Source organism: Niallia nealsonii (assembly GCF_002835805.1).
Classification (GTDB): Bacteria; Bacillota; Bacilli; order Bacillales; family Cytobacillaceae; genus Niallia; species Niallia nealsonii.
This window is the reverse complement of the sequence record NZ_PISE01000005.1, coordinates 1-20,090: the sequence shown is the minus strand read 5'-3', so window position 1 is coordinate 20,090 and position 20,090 is coordinate 1. Positions and strand designations below refer to the sequence as shown.

Sequence of the window (20,090 nt, the reverse complement as noted above, 5' to 3'; positions counted from 1 at the left end):
GGCTCTATTATCCATCTTATCCGGAATTAAATTATTAACTGCTGCATTAGGATATCGCATGTTCACGGATGAAGTAATGATTGCAATAGGTAATATTATTCCGCTCATTATTATTTTAAATTGTTAAAATGATCATAATTCCCACAAAAACCGCAATTACACTACTAAGTATTAATATAATTTTAACTATCCACCAGGGAAGTAAATTTAACATATTGGTAAAGATGTATGCATCTAAACCTTGACCAGTTCCAGTAAACTTCACTTTATTTTTTTGCTCTTTTGTATATTTAAAAATAGTTACAAATAGTCCTAAGAATCCTAATATAATTAATCCAATGGATAATAAATAATACAAGCTACCCACACCTTTTATAAACTGTTAGTATACTTTTCCCCAATACAAATATTTCATTCTTATTCACCAATCTTCCCTGCCATGTTTGGGAAACAATGAAGTTATTTTAAAACGTAATCTTCCAACAAATATTCTTCCATGAAGTCTAAGAGCCATAAAATCTTGCGAAGAGGTGAGCATATAGAGGAAATTTGTAATAAATTGAGAAAGTAGAAGAAGGAGTTTATAGATGGTTGTAAAAAATATATTAGATAATCATTAAAAGGTTTATCCTTTTACCAATAAAGTAAAAACCAGATTTCCATATAAAAGAAACCTGGTTTTTCAACTATTCAGCCTTTACTAAAATTTTCACTTGAGTTCTCTCTTTTAATAAAGTCTCGAAGCCTTCCTCGATTGCTTCATCTAGCTTAATTCGTTTAGTAACTAATTTATCAGCAGGGAAGTAGCCTTGTGCCATTAAACTAATAACAGCCGGGAATACATTACGGTATCCAATGATCCCATTGATTGTACGCTCTTTTAGAACAATATTCTGAGGATGAATAGAGGCCTCTGTTTCAAAAATACTTACAATCATTGTTTCTCCACCAATCTTGGTAGAATTGATTGCTTGAGTCAGAACGGGGGGAACTCCAGTAACCTCATAAGAAACATCCACCCCTCCATTAGTCAACTTCTGAATATGTTCAACAGGATCACACTCACTAGGATCAATGCCAATTGCACCGAATTCTTCCGCTTTTTTTCTACGCTGTTCAGATAACTCCACTGCATAAATTTCTGATGCACCGGATGCTTTTAGAGCTTCAATGACTAATAATCCAATAGGTCCAGTTCCAAAAACAGCGGCTTTATCTCCAACTTTTAATTTACTCTGGCGTACAGCATGAAGAGCAACAGCCGATGGTTCAACAAGTGCTCCCTGCTCATAAGAGACAGTATCTGGGATTTTATGAATCATTGCTTCTGGTATGGATGCATACTCTGAGAAACCACCGCCATTACCACCAGCAAGACCATAAAATCCCATTTTCTCACAAAGGTTATATGTTCCCTGTTTACAAGCTGTACATTTACCACACGCGTATATTGGCTCAACCACTACACGATCTCCTACCTGAACTTTTGTTATTTCTTCTCCAACTTCTACGACTTGTCCAGAAAATTCATGACCCAAAATGATAGGAGCTTTATCACCGCTTAATGGATGTGGCTCTTCTGTTGGAATAAAAATTGGTCCAGCTGTATATTCATGTAAATCACTTCCACAAATTCCACACCACTCTACTTTAATTTTTACTTGACCTTTTTGTGCGGTTGGTTCATCGATATGATCTAATCGTAAGTCTTTCACTCCATGCCATCGTAACGCTTTCATTTTTCCTCTCCCCTTGTCCTATGTATTTTCTATATTACCATGCTAATTTATCAATATTTTCTATATTTTTCAAATAAATAACATTTTCTTTTAGACATCGAATTAGATGAATTTCTTAGTTATAACATTTTTTTGTTTAAATAACATATAAAGATAAAAATTTCAGTATTAATAAAGATATAGATATATTAAAAAATACATAAAATAATAAGCTTCTTTTCTAAATGTCCTTTCTATCTTACTCTCCCATCAGTTCTCTCTACTTTATTAGTCTTCTTTTATCCAATTATTCTAGATAACACAAACTCAAATCCAACCAATTCACAAATTAACAGCTAATTTAAAAAGATATTCTAAAACTCACATGTAAGTAAAAATGATAATCACAAATCCACAAGTGTATATTCGTAAACAGTTAGATAAAAAATAAATCCAGCTGCTTCATCCGGATTTATTTTTAGATATAATCAAAATTTAGGAAATCAACTTCCACTAAAAATAGCCCTGTAAAAGTAGTTGTTTTTTTACAAGGCTTTTAAACTATAAAATTAAACATACTCAATAATAGTGCGGTTTTTAGCATATTCCGCTACTTTGTATTCATGTATAAGAGTGTAATCCAAAGATTTTATAAAAGAAACGAATTGCTTTTTAAAGAATCTCCTAAAAAATGCACCAATACTATGTATGTGGAATGTAGTTTTTATTTGTTTTTGTTTATGTATATATTCTCCAATACTATCTAGACAATGAATAAAAGCATTTTTAATAGCTTTATCCCGCTTAAAACCGTTTTGCTCTGGAATTAGCATAACCTTTTTATAGATTTCCTGCTGGAAGGAGATCATGACATCAAATTGGTCCCTAGGTTTGTACTTTAGACGTAGACCATCTAAGAAATAGGTAAGTTCATGTGAAAGCATAGCAGTTAAATGTGCCACATTGAAGTCTTCTGGACTTTCTTCTTTTACACATTCGTTTTTCAGTGTGATCCACACTTTGCTAATCCACATTTGGTTACCACGGAAAGAAACTCCCTCATATTCAACGCTGAATAATGGTTCCAATAAGCTAAGTAATTCTCTTACCTTTTTAGCATTCTTTTTTAGCTGTTTCTTTAGTGTAGACATATTCCTTGTTTGGCGAAGCTTGTCCAATTCTATCGTCTCTTTTTTAGAAAGAGCTGTTCTAAACTGATTAAATAATGACAACATGAGCTCAATTCCTCCTGGATTAGAAGTACGAACGAGCTCTGCAAGAATATTCGTTTCAAAAAGGGCATGCGGAATCAGAAGGTAATTGATTTGTCCTTCTGAACCTGGATTATTATATTTTTCAACATCTTTTAATAGTAATACTGGATAATCGTTATGTATTTCTTCTTTAATAAAATGATATTTTTCTAGATATAGGCGTCCAGAATACAAGCTAGAATAAGGAATACTAAGTTTTTTAGCCCAATAAGAAAGGTTATAATCTTTTAACATTCCTCTTTGGTTTTTCTCTAAATCTAGTTGTTTTAGCATTGTAAGATATACAACATAGGCAGAAGCAGGAGGGCGCTCAAACGATTCATCTCTCACCATTCTGAACTCGTCAAGAATAGCTTGGTGCATTTTGAAACCATTGATTTTAATTTTAGTAGCAGATTTAGTGATTTGGTTCATTTTAAGCCCTCCTTCCCAGTTAATAGTTGTTTAAACTATTATAGCGTATTTGTCTTTTGGCAAATCGCCCTCTTCTAGAGAAAATGCACCACTTCAATTAAGGGGGTTCAAGCCTTGGTATTAAAGGGTTTTAAAAAAAAAAAAAAAAAAGTTTTTATACAGGTTCCGCCAGGAAATGCACCAGACAAATTAAAATGCACCATACTAACTTGTATATTTTTTCTTACAAAAGCCTTGGTATAGCTGAGTTCCTCTCTAAAAATTTAATGAAATACCCAACAGGTTCCGGCAGGATTAAAAGGGAATGGTGCATTTTAAGGTATACACCTTCCGGCAGGATTAAAAAAAATGGTGCATTTTAAGGTGCACATCTTCAGGTAGAATCAATAAAACAGTGCATTTTAAGGCATACACCTTCCGGCAGGATTAAAAAAACGGTGCACTTTAAGGTATACACCTTCCGGCAAGATTAAAAGAAATGGTGCATTTCATGGTATACGCTCTCCGGCAGATTAAAAGAAATGGTGCATTTCATGGTATACGCTCTCCGGCAGATTAAAAGAAATGGTGCATTTCATGGTATACGCTCTCCGGTAAGTTAAAAGAAATGGTGCATTTCATGGTATACGCTCTCTGGCAGATTAAAAGAAATGGTGCATTTCATGGTATACGTTCTCTGGCAGATTAAAAGAAATGGTGCATTTCATGATATACGTTCTCTGGCAGATTAAAAGAAATGGTGCATTTCATGATATACATTCTCCGACAGACTAAAAGAAATGGTGTATTTTAAGGTACACACCGTCTGCTAAATTAGAATATAGTAATTATTTCATAGGGAATGTTTTCTTTTAGAAAAATCCAGTATATAAAGAATTCTTAATAGATTCTAGATGATTTAGGAAATAACAAATGGTGCATTTTAAATAAGGTATATAATAAAATGTGAGTAGAGTGGTGCATTTTTGTTATTATTAAGATACTATTCCCGATTAGTTTAGAAGCTTGGGAGGGCAACTTTAATGAGATACGATGATATAGATGATCAGCTGATATTAAATTATGCAACTTTAAAAATAGCAATTTATGAAGAAATAAAATTTCTTTATCAGGATAGACCTTATATTTTGGGAACGTGGAAAAATCATGCCTATCATATGACCCAGAAAGAAATCATCCTACAAAAGCCTGTTGAAGAAATGCGATCCTTTGGTGTATTAGTCTCTCTATTCACCGAAGCTTTTTTTCATAAAAAACTAATAACAAAGCAAATGGTGCGGGAAGTAATTGCTTCCTCTGGAGAAGCAATAAAAGGAAATCTTACTGCTCACTTATATCAGGAGTTTCCAGAATATGAAGTTAAGTATAGTGTGAATGAAGAGAAAATTGAGGAAGTATTAGAAAATGATTATATTTTATCTAGCACGGATATGGATTTTTATCTCATGAGGGATATGGTCACCAAAAAGAAAGAATTTAAAGAGGGAGAAACAGGGTTTCTAGCTACTGAGATTATTGATAACCGAGGCAATGTAAAAGGAGTAGCTGAACTGAGACCACATGAATTGCAAACAACCATGACCTCTGAGCAAGATATATGGTTAGAGACTTTAGGAGAGACATTAAATTCGTTAGATGATTTAACTGCAGACCTTTTTGATTTAATTTCTTATTTATGGTTAACTTCCCCAAAATCTAGTGATGGTTATATTGAATTTCATAGTGATGATGCGCTTAGATTACGAAATATTAAAAAGAAAACCTGGGCAGGAAAGGAAGTAGCATACAGAGAAGAAGATCGATTCAATATAATGCGACGAGTTGCTGCCCTTTCAAGTATATGGGTTTCTCTAGGAGACAAAACAGTTAAAATTGTAAATACTGAGGGATTAGAAGAAAATGAGTTGTATGAATTTAAGGACTTTAAGCGTATGTTTGAAATAGGAGAAATACGTGTTGCCTATGATAAACGTAGTGGAGAGGCTAAAGGAATCTATGCTGTCCAAGTTCGACCAACTTCTATCCTCACTCCCTATTTGGAGGGACCAAGGCGGACGCTGGGTATTTTGGATTTAAAGGTTTTTCATTATAGTCATGCAAATCAACGAGCTCATAAGCGGTTAACCCGATATTTAAATTTACAGTGGAGAATTCGAACCGTTAAAAATAACCTTCAACAACCTTTTAAGGTAAGTACCCTTTTAAAGGAGATGGACTTCTCAAATCGCTACACAGGTATTGCTCTTAGAGATAAGTTTGAAAATACTTTGGATGATTTACAAGCTGACGGGGTAATTAAGAAATGGCAGTATATAGATGGAATGGATGAAAAACAGGTTGGGAAAAGAAATTGGATAAAAAATTATTGGGCTAAATTAAATGTTTATATTGCACCGGCAGAACATGTGATCAAGGAGAATAAGAAATTTATTTCCTATTCTCAACCGCTCCATACAAGTAAGAGAAAAATGGAGTTCATGGAGGAACCAGCTAAGAAAATGGTTTCTGCACCAATCGATGCTCCTAAAAAGCAGGTTCATGAATCTGTAAAAGAAGCGCATCCGGCAGTTTTTGAACAACAGAGTTTAGAGTTGAATGATATATCTCTTACACCAGAGATTATGAAAGAAGCGTTAGAAAAGCTTGATATGAGTATTAGGCAAGCTGCAAAGGAAATTGGCTTTGCCCACACCACACTATCTCGGTATATTAACGGAGAGAATAAACGACAGAATAAGAGGAATGACGATAAAATGAAAGAATGGTTACAGCAAAAAATGCAGAGATAAGGAAAAATTTTTATAGATTATAGAATAAAAGGTCCATTTATGTAGTGGACCTTTTATTTGTTGATAGACTAAATACTCAAAATCGAGTAGTAGATGCGTACAGGATGTGTATGATATAAACAGGAAGGAATTAAAGAGGGATAAGGTATAATTACTAAAATCAATATTAACATTAACTATAATAGTAATTTTATTATTATATATATTATTATCTTAACTTAAAAATGTTGTACAAATTTTGATGCACTATTTTTGTCTTTATCTTTTAATAAGGCATTTAAGGCGTTTTAACTTTGCGAAAAGAGAAAGCAACATCGATTTCTATTTGCTTAACAAAGGATAAAGTTTCATTTTGTAAAATGAGTATTCTTGAAAATCCACCTATCTACTAATAGCTTGTCCTATACAAGATAATTTTACAGACATATCTTGTTAAAGAGGACAAGCTATTATGGAGTATTATGGGCAATGATTTTTAACTATCGTTCATACTTTTCCTAATTTTTTCATTATGTCCTTTACAAAGGGTACAATTTAAAGAGTTGAATCTGATCTTTTCCAGTCCTTTACCTTTTTTAAAGGAGGGATAGATATGTCTGGTGGCTATGGTGGAAAGGCTTCTATTATCATTGTGCTTTTCATCCTACTAATCATTGTTTTAGGAGCATTTTAATTAATAAGTAAACGAAGGGCAAAGAGCTGACTCTTTTTTGCGAGTCAGCTCTTTGCCCTTTTACATGGCTATTCTTTATTTTCATTCTCGCCTTCACTTTTGTAAAGGCTACGTGCAACCATTAAGATATCTAATACTTTATCAATATCCAAATTATTAAGGAAGCTTAAAGGATTAGGTTTTGGGACTTGAGACATCGGATATATAGCTTGTCCCGTTTGTGTACCTTTAGAAAGGCTACGTGCAACCGGTAAGAGGTTTAACATTGTGTCAGTATCAAGATTAGCAAGTATGCTTGAAGAATTTGTAGTAGGTACGTTTTGTTGCATCGAAGAAATTGCAGTCCCCATTTTTTCCAGATTACTATTTAATAGTGTTATTTCATTTAAGACTTTATTCAATGTTTCTGTTGACTCTCTCTGTAGTTCCAGCATTTGAGCTTGCATTTCTTTTTTATCTCCCACAACTTTTACAACTTTTATCTCCTTTTCTTTACTTCCTTTTTCTTTGCCCATTAGTGTTCGTTCTCCCGTCTTTTTCAAAATTTGATACAAAAAAGTAAATACAGGTTGTTCGCAATATATTATGTTTAACAACAGTGTGAAGTATAGACAAAGGTGTAATAAGGTCTCAAAAAAAGACACATGCCGAAAAAAGATCAACTTCAACAAAGGGTGAAGTCTGCCCAGAATGAGATTGAATTCATACATGAATTATTTGGAGTAGTATCATAATTGACAGTTAAAAAAGATATGAAGATTCTAGGCTGTTGAAAAATCATATTTGCACCAGAATCATAATTATGTCGCTGGAGAGTGATTTATCGGCACTCTGAAGTATATTTAGATTATCAAAAAGATAAACAAATTATGAAATAGTTAGGTGTAATATTCTTTAGCTGTTTTTGTGTACAAAAGTCTGCATTAGGTAATGGCCTGATAATTAAACATAGTATACGAAATAAAAAGGAACTAGCTTACTTAAAAAATATTGTTATAAATAAAGTCTAATAATCTAGTAAACTCTGCGTATATTTAGATTCTGTATTGGCTATCCTTCTAGCAAGGAGTTGAACAATATGAAAAAAGTAAATTTAATATTATTATGTGGTCTGTTCGTAACTTTCCTTTTTATAAAAGAAGCAAAAGCATTTTTTAATAATAATGAACTAGTACAAATAACAGAAATAGCTAAAGAACAGAACATCAAATTAGATAAGTGGTCTATGTATATAAAAGAACCGATCCAAAAATATAACAACATAAAGGATATAAAAAAAAGAATTACTAAAATTAAAAATGAAGAGACAGGATATAATTGGTCAAAAGTAGAATCTGAGGAAGATCATTATACAATTATTGGCGAAAGAAAAACTTCAAATTTGAATATAAGTGAGAAAATCCTTATTGTATATTTCCCTCTAAAAGATAAATATAATTTAAGTATTACTTATGATGTAAAAGGAGATGGATGGAATAAAAATAAATGGGCTGAAATCTCCAAATTATATAAGTCAAAAATTGAAGATTTTTCGGTATTTTATACGGTGGAGGGTACTACGAGCATAAGTGAGCCACTTTATGTAGAAGCAACAAATCTACTAAAAAATTTCTCTGGAGAAAAAATACAAAGTCTTAATGAAGAAAATTTTGTATCATTGTCTGCTTATACAGATCGTTGGGAGGCAAAACTTCCTCTTGGAAATAACCAATTTATGAATTTACATATTGCGTACAGAGATTCAAATCATTCCAATAAGGATATAAAAGTAACTATTGGTACTCCAATTATAACTTCTGAATATTAGTAACTAGTGGCTATATAGCTAATTCTGATGCCCTAAAATCTGATGAATTAAATAATAATGCTACTGATAGCATTAATTACTTCAATTACTGTTTTGATTGCTTGGCACTATCTCAAAGACCAACTGATAATAACCATCCTTATGGTTAGTGGGAAGTAGAAATTTTCAGTGTTAAATGAATAACTAAAAAAAGAGATGTTTCTAATCAAGAAACATCTCTTTTTTACAGCTCTTGTGAATTGTTTTTAATAAAATTAATGTTTTATTTAATAATGTTAAAAAATATGTTGAACTAATATTTAAATAAAGGAAGGGGTGATTAATATGGATAGCAAAAATGTACCAAATTGGATTCTGTCTTTGGAAAATGAAGATCTTGAATTCATTAAAAACTTTGTTCTAAAGTCAGGTTCTTTAAAAGAAATCGCAAAGATTTATGAAGTGTCATATCCAACAGTAAGAATTAAACTGGACAGACTAATCGAGAAAATAAAAATTCATGATGCTGTAGATAACGAGGGATTTATTAAACTTATCAAAAGTCTTTCGATTGATGATCGTATAAGCCTTGAGGATGCAAAATTGATTATTGAAAAATATAAACAAGAAAGGGATGAGAAATAATGGATGATTTTTATGGGGTTTTCATTATTGCCGGTGTATTGGCTGTTCAATATTTTTTTTCAACTAGGAATAGTATTTATTGGGGAGGAATTGTACCAGTAGCTTATATTGTTTTTTTAACATGGCTGTTTATAACAAACCGTATTGAAAGTATTATTGGCTTCATTCTTATTCTACTATTAGGGATGCTTTTTCTTATTATAGAATGGAGTGGTGTAGAAAGTACCTCCGTGAGAAAACAAAAAAAGAATTAGATAAAATGAAAACTCATGATATAAAGTAGGTAAAGGAGAAATAAAGATAACGATTCTTTTAAAAGTGTCCGTTTTATATTTAAGTGTATTGTTTAATATATTTATTTCCTATCAGTCCAAAAATTGCAGTAATAACAATCCTGTACATATTGCAGCAATAGCGGTGTTGTAAAAAACTATGTATCTTATTTAAACTGCTTTCTGCTTAGTTGAATAGAAAGTCAGAAAAGACTCTTAAATCTCTTTTTTCCTGTCTAATGCTAATATTTATAGGCCAGTTAAGGAAGTCCAAGAAAACAAACAGCAGTATGGACTTCTCAGATATATCTCCGTTTTTTACTTATTTCCCAAACCGAATATGGACGAATTCCACCTTTTCATTTTGTGCTTATTTTCCATAGGATACATTATGTTAACTAGGTATGTATAAATGACTTGTTTAGAGACTTTAAAATCTTATTGAACTAACGAGCAGTTTAGTTTAATAAGGCACAAGTGAATTTAAAGGTTTGAGGGGTAAGTAATGGAGGATGCTGAGGCACCTCTTTTTTTATTGCTATAACAATGCAGATTGAAGAAAACCTCATAGAACAGACTTTATTAATTTAATGAAAAAAAGCATAAAAGCATATAAGCATAAAGGCAGAAAAGCGTTAATTCGTGTTCTTGCTAGAAAATTCTTAATAGTCTATAATCTCTTAAATGAAAGGAGAAGATTATTGTGAATCAAGTAAAGTTTTATGCATCTATGTTAGTAGGTACGTTTATTATTGCGTTATCTTTTACTCTATTACAGAGTCCGAACCAGATTGCTTCTGGTGGATTAACGGGAGCATCTCTTGTCCTTAGTAGTATATTTAATGTTCCTTCAGCAACCATTTTATTGGTAACTACCTTACTCCTATTAGTGATTTGTTGTTATTTTTTAGGGATGAATACTATTTTAAAATCGGTCATTGGTTCTCTATTAATCCCGTTTTTTGTCTATCTCACAAGTGGATTACATCCACTTACAGATGATCCTCTATTAGCTTCTATCTTTGGAGGATTAGGGGTAGGAGTTGGCTTAGGGATTGTTTTTCGAGTTGGTGGAAATACTGGCGGTTTTACTTTAATTGCTCAGATTCTACACAAAATAAAGTCTGTTAAATACAGTACATCGATTATATTTATGGATGCGATAGTTATGATTGCAGGAGGACTCATTTTTTCACCTGAAAAAGCCTTATATGCCCTAGTTGGGGCATTTGTGACAAGAAAGACGATGGAATTTATTCAAGGGAAAAATAAAGGATCTCAGGTTGCATACATCATATCATCAAAGGTATATGAAAAAAGAATAACAGAGTCTGTCTTGAATGGATTAGATAGAGGTCTAACGAAAATAACGGGGGCAGGAGGATACACTAATAGCGAAAGAGTGATTATGATGACAGTCCTTGATCAATCAAAAGTAAAGGACCTAAGATTGGTGGTACAGGAAATTGATCCTCAAGCTTTTATTATCTTATGTGATGCAACTGAGGTGATCGGTGAGGGATTCACTCCATCTTTTCGGTCTTCCTCAAGTAAAATGTTAGTTTCTTAAGGAACCTGTTTCGTTCATTGCATTTTGTTATCTTTTATACAAAGAAAACAGAGTTTTAATTGAAGGAATTTAGGTTGGGTAAAAATTATCAAAGTGAGAATCTGCAACGAGGTTTAGATAACAGGCATCTCCAGTTAATTGCACTTGGAGGTGCAATTGGCGTCGGACTGTTCTATGGTTCAAGTGCAGCTATTCAAATGGCTGGTCCCTCCATCTTGTTCTCATATTTAGTCGGAGGCTTAATTATTTTTATCATAATGAGAGCTTTATGTGAACTAGCAGTCGATCAACCAGTTTCAGGTTCATTTAGTTCTTACGCAAATCGATATTTAGGTACGTTTGCAGGTTAATTTAGCGGCTGGACTTATTGGTTTATGTGGGTTGTCGCTGGAATGGCAGAAATAACCGTGGTTGGTGGTTATGTGAATTACTGGTTTCCAGGATATTCCACAATGACTCACAGCACTTGCTGTGCTTGTCGTGATTACAACGATAAACCTTGCTAATATAAAAGCATTTGGGGAGGTTGAATTCTGGTTTGCACTGATTAAAGTTGTAGCCATTATCGGGATGAGCCTGCTTGGATTAGGAATTATCTTCCTGGGGATTGGGAATGGAGTTCAGCCAGTTGGTTTGGACAATCTTTGGAGTCATCGTGGATTTATGCCAAATGGAATTAAAGGAATTTTAATGTCCTTGGTTCTTGTAACGTTCTCATGTGGAGAAGTGGAATTAGTTGGAATTCCTGGTGCCGCATATATCATTAACTTGGTTATTCTAACAGCAGCATTATCTGCTTTTAATAGCGGGTTATTCAGTTCAGGAAGAATGCTATACAATTTATCACTTCAAAATAATGGTCCGAAATATTTTGGAAAACTTAACGAGAATGGTAGTCCGATACGTGGAATACTGTTCACGTCATTAATTTTATTGTTTGCAGTAGTTCTGAATTACATTGTTCCTGAAAAAGTATTTATGTACATTTCTTCAGTTGCCACAGTAGCAATGATAACCAGCTGGACGATTATCCTGATTACGCAAATAAAGTTCAGGAAGTCAAAAATAAAACAAGAAATTGAAAAACTAGCATTTGAAATGCCATTATATCCAGTTTCAACTTATCTGGCATTGACTTTTTTAGCACTTGTTATTGTCTTAATGTCATTTATTTCTGAAATGCGAATAGCATTAATTGTAGTACCTATATGGTTCATCATTCTTTACTTAGGATCTAAAATTAAAAAAAGGGGTCCGACCGCAAGTTCCATTGATATGGAAAATGTTATTCAAACCTAGCAGTCAATGACAAGATATGCAAAAGTTGTTAATATTTACAATTAAATTAAAGGGTGCTTTAATTACATAAACAATGAAAAGGATCTTTCAATTGAAAGATCCTTTTCATTGTTTATGTTAACTAGGTATGTATAAAAGACTTATTTAGATACTTTAAAGTTTTATTAAACTAACAAGCAGGTTAATGGAATAAGGAAATAATTTGGGGAACACTAAATGGAGGTGTTTTCTATGAAGAAGTACATAATTTTAGCATTAACAATTTTACTTACAGTTTCCCCTATTAAAGTAGAAGCAAAAATTGTAGGGTATGATGTTGTTGCACAGTCAAACAAAGAGAATATAACCTTGTATGCAAAGGAGTTGGATGGTTTATATCGTGATTTCAAAATTAAATTTAAGTGGGGAATACTCTCAAGACCTTTTTGGATAAACGATACAAGTCCTACTTGGTCTCCAAAAATTATTTATGAAAATATTAACCAATGCGATAAGCAAGAGTTAATTATCATATTGACCAAAGGGTATGGCACTGGTGTTTTAGAACAAGAAGCCCATATTTTTCATATAGAAAAGAAAGAAATAGGTAAGGCAATTGTTGATGTTCCAGTTGAGGTACTTATTGACAACCCGTTGGCAATAATAATGAAAAACGTTAGAACACAGTTAACCCCCGACAAAGCTAAGATAAGTATTGGTGACAAGCATTTTACGGTTGATATAAAACCATTAGGTATTCAATCTGAACATTTATTTAGAGACATTTCCTTTAATAATATCATTAAATTTGAAATAAAGGATAATCAGTTTATAGCTAAAATTGGAGGTCAAATTTCTCCAGTAGGTGGTTTTATTGGTGAAGTTGTTATTGTTTATGAATATCAGGATAATATGTATCAATCTAAATCTATTAAATTTCAACCATAGGAATAAGGTATTCTCCAACTAATAGGTCCTTTAATTCCATAAACAATGAAAAGGATCTTCCAATTGAAGATCCCTTTTCCCTACCTATAATGTTTGATTATATTAACTAGATTTGTATAGATTATGAATTCAATCCTTTGGGATCTTATTCATCTAAAATGAAGTGATAATCATGAAGAAAATTGTAGTATTGTTTATGGTTGCAATGGTTTTAGTAATATCCAACAAAAAAGCAAACCTTTGGCACAGCTATGCAGTAGTTTAGAATCTTCTAAAGGGTATTATTAATAAGCCCCGAAGCACTCAATCAACACTTTAACACTGCGGCTGTGATCGAATAGTGACAGGCATTGTTCGTTAGTAGTTATAACCAATGCTTTGGATATTGTCTTTTAGGGAATAAGTTATTGTAGAGCATGGAAATAAAAACGAGCAAAAAGATGCCTATTACAATCGGAATAAGATATCCCCATCCTGTCTCAAAGTTTATCGCTACTAGAGCACTGGCTGCTGCGGGAGGGTGAATGGTTTTTGTAAGGGACATTAAAATTAAAACAACAGCTAAGGATATTGTAATAATAAATAAACTTTTACCAAAAATACTCCAAATGATAAGGCCTATAACAGTGGAAAGTATATACCCCCCAATCACTTGCCTAGGCTGAGATAAGGGGCCATTATGCGCAGCAAATACGAGAACACAGCTTGCCCCTAAAGGACCCATTGCCATAGGATAATGGAAAGAAACCGCTAAAAAACAAATAATACTAATAGCTAAAAAAACTCCTGTGGCAGAAATGAGAGAATCTATATAATCAAATCTAGTTTCCTGTCTAGATACACCCTTCATTTTATTTAAATAAACGGGTAAACCTCCTAAAGATTGACTTTGTATATTTTTATTTGATTTTTTCAAAATACTCATATAATTCTCCTTATACGTTCTTAATTAGATCGGCAAGGCTTTTTCCTATTGCCCTATTATATACTATAGGAAAACTTTAAATTTTAAAATATTTTTTTCAAAATATAGATCATAATTAAGTTCATAAATTCGATCTCCGATTTTAAATAAAAAAATTGTATCGAATTTCTGAATTTTGTAAAAAATAACTGATCTTATAAACTGCTTTTTGTTGCCTTAATGGCAACTTTTTAGTCTTTATGGTGATAACGTAAAAATTTTAAAATTAGGGATTGCAAAAAAAATCGAAAATGCTATTTATATAGAGGGAGAAGAGAGAGTTTTTAAAGTAAATCAAATCGTTGATACATATGAGTTTTCAGCATTTCTCGTCCGTGGTAAAAATACCACACGCGAAACAAAAAAATCCGTAATTATCAGGAAATACCAGGGAAGGGTCAAGAAGTATCACGATAAACATGCAGGAATTAACTAGGCAGTAAAACTTTATCGAGAAGGAAAAATGGCTGTTAAGCAAATTTGTGAAATTACGAATGTTCCAAGGTCAGCTTTGTACCGAAGATTATCCGAAGTAGGTAACAACTAAATACTTATTCAACTCTCGAGAAGTAATGTTCAAAATGACTCTATTCGTTATTTTTTGAGTAGTTATGTTAACTAAGTAATAATTATACTGGTTTTTAAATATGTTAATATATTAACAAAAGATACAAAATGTGGATAAAGATAATAAAAAAGAATAAGTTGAAAGTGGTGAGAATAATAAAAAAACATGAAACTCAAAAAACAAATGAAAATTATTTATCAAATGATGACAAAGTTTTTGTTCCTGAAGAATTTGCTAACGCGCAGAAAGCAACAGGTGATAATATAGGCGTAAAAAACTATAATATCAACTCTTTTCCAAAATTCGTTAGGATTGCAGGCTACTTATTTATTGGATTATTGTGTTTATTTGTTTTATTATCGATTCTACTTATACTGTTCTTTTAAAAATAATATAAAAAAGCCATCCTTTATTTTTAGAAGGATGGCTCAGGTTGTCGAAAAACTGAAAGCCCTCATAGTGAGCTCTTCTTTTCCTGTTATTTACTTAACTCTTTCAGACCACTTTATAATATTTTTGTATCGATGGGTTAACAATTCGATAATTATTTCTTTTCTTAAAGAAGAAAGATACTCCGAATACTGTTCTACCATCTGTTTGAATGCTTCTTCCTTGATAGCTAAATTGACTTTCTCGAAAGCTGCTCTCCCTACCAATCTTAGTTCCAGGGAATGTTCTTGAGCAAAAGCCTTGGATTGGGTTTGGGCGAATCTTATTGCTTCATCAAATGTATCTTCATCATCTCTTAAAAACTCTAAGTCATCATCATCCACATATTCAGACAATAAGGGAGAGCCGCTATCAAATATAGGGGCTAATATAATGTCTGCCTTTACTCGCATGAATTCAATATTTCTCATATGTCTGTCATAGTTATCAATAAGATAATCAAACAATATTAATTTATCGAGCCCCAATTTGATATCTTCAGATAAGTTAGTCAGCCGTTTATAGCGTTCCTCCCTAGTTATCTCGCTGCATAACAGAAGTTCTCATAAAAAAGCACTTGAAAAATAGTCAGGAAACGTCATTGGGAAAGATTGAATAGGTGTTTCACTTTACTTTATCAAATTATTAACATTGATATTAAAATTAATGTTAATAAAATCTATTAATTGTGAAATGTACCTTTTGCAAGAAATGATTAGAAAGGAACTATAACGTTCATCCAGATCATATGAAACGCATCCTATGCTATATGGAACAAGGCCAAATAAGATATATTTCTACAACTGAATACAGAAACAAGTTACTAGAAATGGAAAAAATAATGGGAAAGACAAGAAAGGTAGACAAATAGGAAACCCGGCTTATTACATTGTTAACGGTATTTTTAAAATGAGAATAGAAAATTATGCTTCCCAAACAAAATATAAATAAGTTTTTAGGGGTGTAGCTACAGCAGATAAATTTCAAAAATATTATGCTGTAGCTTTTTTGCTCTGGCATCTAGTTTAGATAGATTTGTATAGTTTATAATAAAGCTATTCACACGTATAAACTTATAGATATGTTGAATTTGACAGAATATTTAAAAGTAAAGGGTTATTCTCCAGTAAATCATTTATTATAGTATATTTTTATAGGAAGTTAATGCTGTTCTATGAAAATAGATGAAGTGAAAAATAGGAAAACTCAATTAAAGTATAAATTTGATGTAGCTCCGACGGGAATTTTCGTAGCAAAAATTGTTGGAATGGTCGCTCTTGTTAACTTATTTGCTTACGTACTTGCTATTTATGAAGGAATTCCTAACATTTTAGTCATTCTAGTCGTATTAATTGTTGCATATCGATTTGTTACAACAAAAATGAAAGCCGGCCGACACATTTACGCAATTGGTGGAAATGAAAAAGCGGCGCAATTATCAGGTGTAAAAACAAAACGTATGACATTTTGGGTTTTTGTAAACATGGGAGTTTTATCTGCACTTTCTGGACTTCTTTTTGCAGCTCGATTAAATGCTGCCACACCTAGAGCCGGAAATCTGTTTGAATTAGATGCGATTGCTGCTTGTTTTATTGGAGGAGCATCTGCTTATGGAGGAATTGGTACAGTTCCTGGGGCGATTATAGGTGGACTTGTTATGGGTGTAATGAATAATGGTATGTCTATACTTGGCTTAGGCATCGACTGGCAACAAGGTATCAAAGGATTAGTGCTTTTAGCGGCTGTAGCTTTCGATATTTATAATAAAAATAAAGCTTCATAAAGTCGTTTCGAAGGTAATCTGATTGCTATCAAGTTTCTTTTGGTCTAATTATATAGAGTTGGTATATATGAAAAATATATAATCGTCAGATTAGACGTAAGGACCCATTCAAACAACGCATATAAAAAGAGCTGCACTTCCTGGTACAATACATGTATCAAGCAAAGGAGGTGCTTTTCATATGCCACAAAAAAAATAACCATTGTTCCCGTTACATTACATACCGAAAACGAAAATACTTCTGCAACAAATCCAGCAGTGCGTTCCTCGAATCCTGCTTGCACGATTAAAACGGTAAACGCTGAAATTGTCTTCCTCAACGGCGTATTGAAAGAAAATGAACAGCTATTCCCTAAGACGAACAAGTAATAGATATACTAGAAGAAATAGAGGGTGGACAAATGAGGTTAGTTTCATGTAGTGTCGTATCCACTTTTGGATGTAACAGAAACAAGAAACGCTACTTTAATTTTACGCATCCAATATATAACTAAATTTTTTCTTTGTTATTAAAAAAATTATTATTTAGTTTGTAATTATTGAACCTTTTGTGGTTTTGTGCAATATTTTTCATGAATTAATGTATTATAAGTAATAATAGTTTGGATTTATCGAACTATTGTAAAGGAAGGAAAACAATGAAGAAGTTAAAAAAACGTGTGGAGAAAATATAAAATTATTTTTAAACATAAAAAAGAAAACATATTTGAGTAATAGAACGCACCTTCCACTTTTTATACTTCATCTAAAATCAAAACCATTCATATTATAACTTTTGAACAATTATTTCTTCTAATGACAGAGTTAGAAGGTACAGGGCTGTAAGCCTTAGAAATTTTAAAGGTTTTTGCCAAGAAAGTATCTAAGAAAGATCCTCAAGTGTATAAATAAGTTTCCGATCTTCAAGCAGTTGATATAGAAAAAATCTATACCATCTGCTTTTTTGTTTATAAAAATACCATTCAGGATTGATTTTCGTTAAAATAAATATTGTCGATTTTCACAAATTATAAATGTCCAAATGTACTTGTGTTTGATAATAAGTTATTAAGCATGATATAAGTGTAAAAGAAGTGGAACATTTGGCTTTATATTTTTTGACCGAGAGTTTGAAGTTTTATCCATAGTGAGAGGATTTGAGTTTGAAATGATAGATAATTTTTGGCGTGATTTACCACGACCATTTTTTGTACTTGCACCAATGGAAGATGTGACAGATGTTGTTTTTCGTCACGTAGTAAGTGAAGCCGGTCGACCGGATGTATTTTTCACAGAGTTTACAAACTCGGATAGCTATTGTCATCCAGAGGGCATGAAAAGTGTGCGTGGCCGTTTGACTTTTAAAGAAGACGAACAGCCAATGGTGGCACATATTTGGGGGGATAATCCCGAATATTTCCGTCAAATGAGTATTGGCATGGCAGAGCTAGGATTTAAAGGCATCGATATTAATATGGGCTGCCCTGTACCGAATGTGGCATCGAGAGGGAAAGGTAGTGGCCTTATTCTGCGTCCAGACGTTGCGGCAGAACTTATTCAAGCAGCAAAAGCGGGCGGACTGCCTGTCAGCGTGAAAACACGACTTGGCTATAAGGAGGTTCAGGAGTGGGAGGAGTGGCTAACGCATATTTTAAAACAGGATATTGCGAACCTTTCTATTCATTTACGTACAAGAAAGGAAATGAGCCAAGTAGATGCGCATTGGGAGTTAATTCCGGAAATTAAAAAATTACGTGACCGTATCGCACCAAATACGCTGCTAACAATCAATGGAGACATTCCTGACCGTCAAACTGGGCTGCAGCTTGCTGAACAATATGGTATTGATGGTGTTATGATCGGGCGAGGTATTTTTAAAAATCCTTTTGCTTTTGAAAAAGAGCCAAAAGAGCATAGCAGTAAAGAATATCTTGATCTTTTAAGACTGCAGCTTGATCTTCAAGATCAATATGCGGAAGCACTGCCACGTTCCATCACAGGGCTTCATCGCTTTTTCAAAATTTATGTCAAAGGATTCCATGGAGCTGGTGAATTAAGAAATCAATTGATGAACACGAAATCAACAGATGAAGTGCGTGCATTGCTTGATAACTTTGGAAAAGATGTTGATGGGACCGGGACAGTGAAATGATGTAACTCTCAAAAAGTTAGAGAAAAAATGAATCACATCAACTCATGTGTACTTATTTTATTCAGGTTCAAGTTCCTTTGCAGCTGGCAACTTTTGTTTTGATAAAGTCTGTAAAAAGGTCTTCAAAATGTAATAAACCTACCAGCACCCTTGTGTTGCCACATATACTCTGCACATATAGAGTGCAGGTCGCTATCTGTAAGAAAAGATTAAAATTAGATGTAATAGTGAGTAAAGAGCCTTTCTTAAGTTGGAAGGCTCTTTACTTTTGCTTGAACTTTACGCAGACTAAGAAGGGGCATCTGATCTCTAGGTTGCCAGTGCTGAAATCAAAATAGAAGTAAATAGAGTTTCTTCTACTATTAATTGATTAGGTCAATTATTTCTAAAATGTTGAAAAATTTCTATAACATTAAAGATTACTAGAAATTAAAAAAATTCTTGAAGAAAGAAACATATTGGGTAAAAGTATGGAATTTTTAATTCATTCTTCTAAAGTTACTATTTTATAGTGAAATGTTTCTATACGTGCTTTTCCAAAGGAAGAACAACATAATAGATATATTAGAAGTAAAGAAAGTGTTGACTAAAGAAATAGAAATTGTTATTATATAAAAGTTGCTCCTGAGAGCAGTGGAAATAAAAAACATACTAGATTAAATCATCAGCATGAATAAATAAGATGTTCCAAACATCTTAAAAAAAGTTGTTGACTTAATAAATGTTATTGTGATATATTATTAAAGTCGCTTCTGAGCGATAGAAACAAATTGCTCTTTGAAAACTGAACAAACAAAACGTCAACAATACTCGTTTTTATAACTTTGTTATAAAACGAAACAACAAGT

The 20,090-nt window shown here is 32.7% G+C and carries 16 protein-coding genes and 3 pseudogenes; 13 read left to right on the top strand and 6 right to left on the bottom strand.

What is annotated here, in order from left to right; translation table 11 throughout:
• Positions 1–115: 115 nt before the first annotated feature.
• The 3 genes from CWS01_RS02580 to CWS01_RS02570 form a co-directional block, all read right to left on the bottom strand.
• A complete protein-coding gene (locus tag CWS01_RS02580; protein ID WP_101175487.1) occupies positions 116–358 on the bottom strand; it encodes a hypothetical protein in 243 nt (80 codons plus the stop codon).
• A gap of 328 nt (positions 359–686) precedes the next feature.
• Positions 687–1,739: a 2,3-butanediol dehydrogenase gene (locus CWS01_RS02575; RefSeq protein WP_101175486.1), complete on the bottom strand. Its 1,053-nt coding sequence runs from the start codon at positions 1,737–1,739 to the stop codon at positions 687–689.
• Between the two features lie 548 nt (positions 1,740–2,287).
• Positions 2,288–3,406, bottom strand: coding sequence for a hypothetical protein (locus CWS01_RS02570; RefSeq protein WP_101175485.1), 1,119 nt, complete (start codon positions 3,404–3,406; stop codon positions 2,288–2,290).
• A 1,022-nt stretch (positions 3,407–4,428) separates the two neighbouring features.
• Between CWS01_RS02570 and CWS01_RS02565 the strand changes: the two genes are divergently transcribed.
• Both CWS01_RS02565 and CWS01_RS02560 read left to right on the top strand, forming a co-directional pair.
• Positions 4,429–6,195, top strand: a complete 1,767-nt coding sequence (locus CWS01_RS02565) for a helix-turn-helix domain-containing protein (protein WP_101175484.1) — start codon at positions 4,429–4,431, stop codon at positions 6,193–6,195.
• A gap of 592 nt (positions 6,196–6,787) precedes the next feature.
• On the top strand, positions 6,788–6,868 hold the full coding sequence (locus tag CWS01_RS02560) for a YjcZ family sporulation protein (protein WP_101175483.1): 81 nt from the start codon (positions 6,788–6,790) through the stop codon (positions 6,866–6,868).
• A 68-nt stretch (positions 6,869–6,936) separates the two neighbouring features.
• On the opposite strand, the gene CWS01_RS02555 is transcribed toward CWS01_RS02560, so the two are convergent.
• The gene (locus CWS01_RS02555; protein WP_101175482.1) at positions 6,937–7,383 is read right to left on the bottom strand and encodes a hypothetical protein; all 447 of its coding nucleotides are present in this window, start codon (positions 7,381–7,383) and stop codon (positions 6,937–6,939) included.
• Between the two features lie 111 nt (positions 7,384–7,494).
• Between CWS01_RS02555 and CWS01_RS23565 the strand changes: the two are divergent.
• The 8 genes and pseudogenes from CWS01_RS23565 to CWS01_RS02525 all read left to right on the top strand — a co-directional run.
• Positions 7,495–7,602, top strand: a pseudogene (locus CWS01_RS23565) (IS6 family transposase); the annotation flags it as partial.
• A gap of 344 nt (positions 7,603–7,946) precedes the next feature.
• Entirely contained in the window at positions 7,947–8,675 is a 729-nt protein-coding gene (locus CWS01_RS02550) for a YwmB family TATA-box binding protein (protein ID WP_101175481.1), read from the top strand.
• A gap of 324 nt (positions 8,676–8,999) precedes the next feature.
• Entirely contained in the window at positions 9,000–9,299 is a 300-nt protein-coding gene (locus CWS01_RS02545) for a DUF2089 family protein (protein WP_101175480.1), read from the top strand.
• Positions 9,299–9,553 (top strand): hypothetical protein, encoded by a 255-nt coding sequence (locus CWS01_RS02540; protein WP_407938526.1) that lies wholly within the window; start codon positions 9,299–9,301, stop codon positions 9,551–9,553. The genes CWS01_RS02545 and CWS01_RS02540 overlap by 1 nt, the downstream gene beginning before the upstream one ends.
• Before the next feature lie 721 nt (positions 9,554–10,274).
• Positions 10,275–11,141 carry a YitT family protein gene (locus tag CWS01_RS02535; protein WP_101175479.1) on the top strand — a complete coding sequence of 289 codons (867 nt, stop codon included), beginning with the start codon at positions 10,275–10,277 and terminating at the stop codon, positions 11,139–11,141.
• 74 nt (positions 11,142–11,215) lie between these two features.
• Positions 11,216–11,491 carry a hypothetical protein gene (locus CWS01_RS23290; RefSeq protein WP_328588887.1) on the top strand — a complete coding sequence of 92 codons (276 nt, stop codon included), beginning with the start codon at positions 11,216–11,218 and terminating at the stop codon, positions 11,489–11,491.
• 130 nt (positions 11,492–11,621) lie between these two features.
• Complete coding sequence (locus CWS01_RS02530; protein WP_328588886.1) at positions 11,622–12,440, top strand: amino acid permease; 819 nt, start codon at positions 11,622–11,624, stop codon at positions 12,438–12,440.
• Between the two features lie 231 nt (positions 12,441–12,671).
• On the top strand, positions 12,672–13,367 hold the full coding sequence (locus tag CWS01_RS02525) for a hypothetical protein (RefSeq protein WP_101175478.1): 696 nt from the start codon (positions 12,672–12,674) through the stop codon (positions 13,365–13,367).
• 364 nt (positions 13,368–13,731) lie between these two features.
• Here CWS01_RS02525 and CWS01_RS02520 read toward each other — a convergent pair whose 3' ends face one another.
• Positions 13,732–14,292, bottom strand: coding sequence for an HPP family protein (locus CWS01_RS02520; RefSeq protein ID WP_101175477.1), 561 nt, complete (start codon positions 14,290–14,292; stop codon positions 13,732–13,734).
• Positions 14,293–14,779: 487 nt separating this feature from the next.
• Between CWS01_RS02520 and CWS01_RS23390 the strand changes: the two are divergent.
• Positions 14,780–14,878: pseudogene (locus CWS01_RS23390) on the top strand (helix-turn-helix domain-containing protein); the annotation flags it as partial.
• A gap of 503 nt (positions 14,879–15,381) precedes the next feature.
• On the opposite strand, the gene CWS01_RS02505 reads toward CWS01_RS23390, so the two are convergent.
• The gene (locus CWS01_RS02505; RefSeq protein WP_101175475.1) at positions 15,382–15,816 is read right to left on the bottom strand and encodes a HipA domain-containing protein; all 435 of its coding nucleotides are present in this window, start codon (positions 15,814–15,816) and stop codon (positions 15,382–15,384) included.
• A 716-nt stretch (positions 15,817–16,532) separates the two neighbouring features.
• On the opposite strand from CWS01_RS02505, the pseudogene CWS01_RS02500 reads away from it, so the two are divergent.
• Positions 16,533–17,111: pseudogene (locus CWS01_RS02500) on the top strand (ABC transporter permease subunit); the annotation flags it as partial.
• 1,147 nt (positions 17,112–18,258) lie between these two features.
• On the top strand, positions 18,259–19,242 hold the full coding sequence (locus CWS01_RS02490; RefSeq protein ID WP_168714352.1) for a tRNA dihydrouridine synthase: 984 nt from the start codon (positions 18,259–18,261) through the stop codon (positions 19,240–19,242).
• Positions 19,243–20,090: the final 848 nt, after the last annotated feature.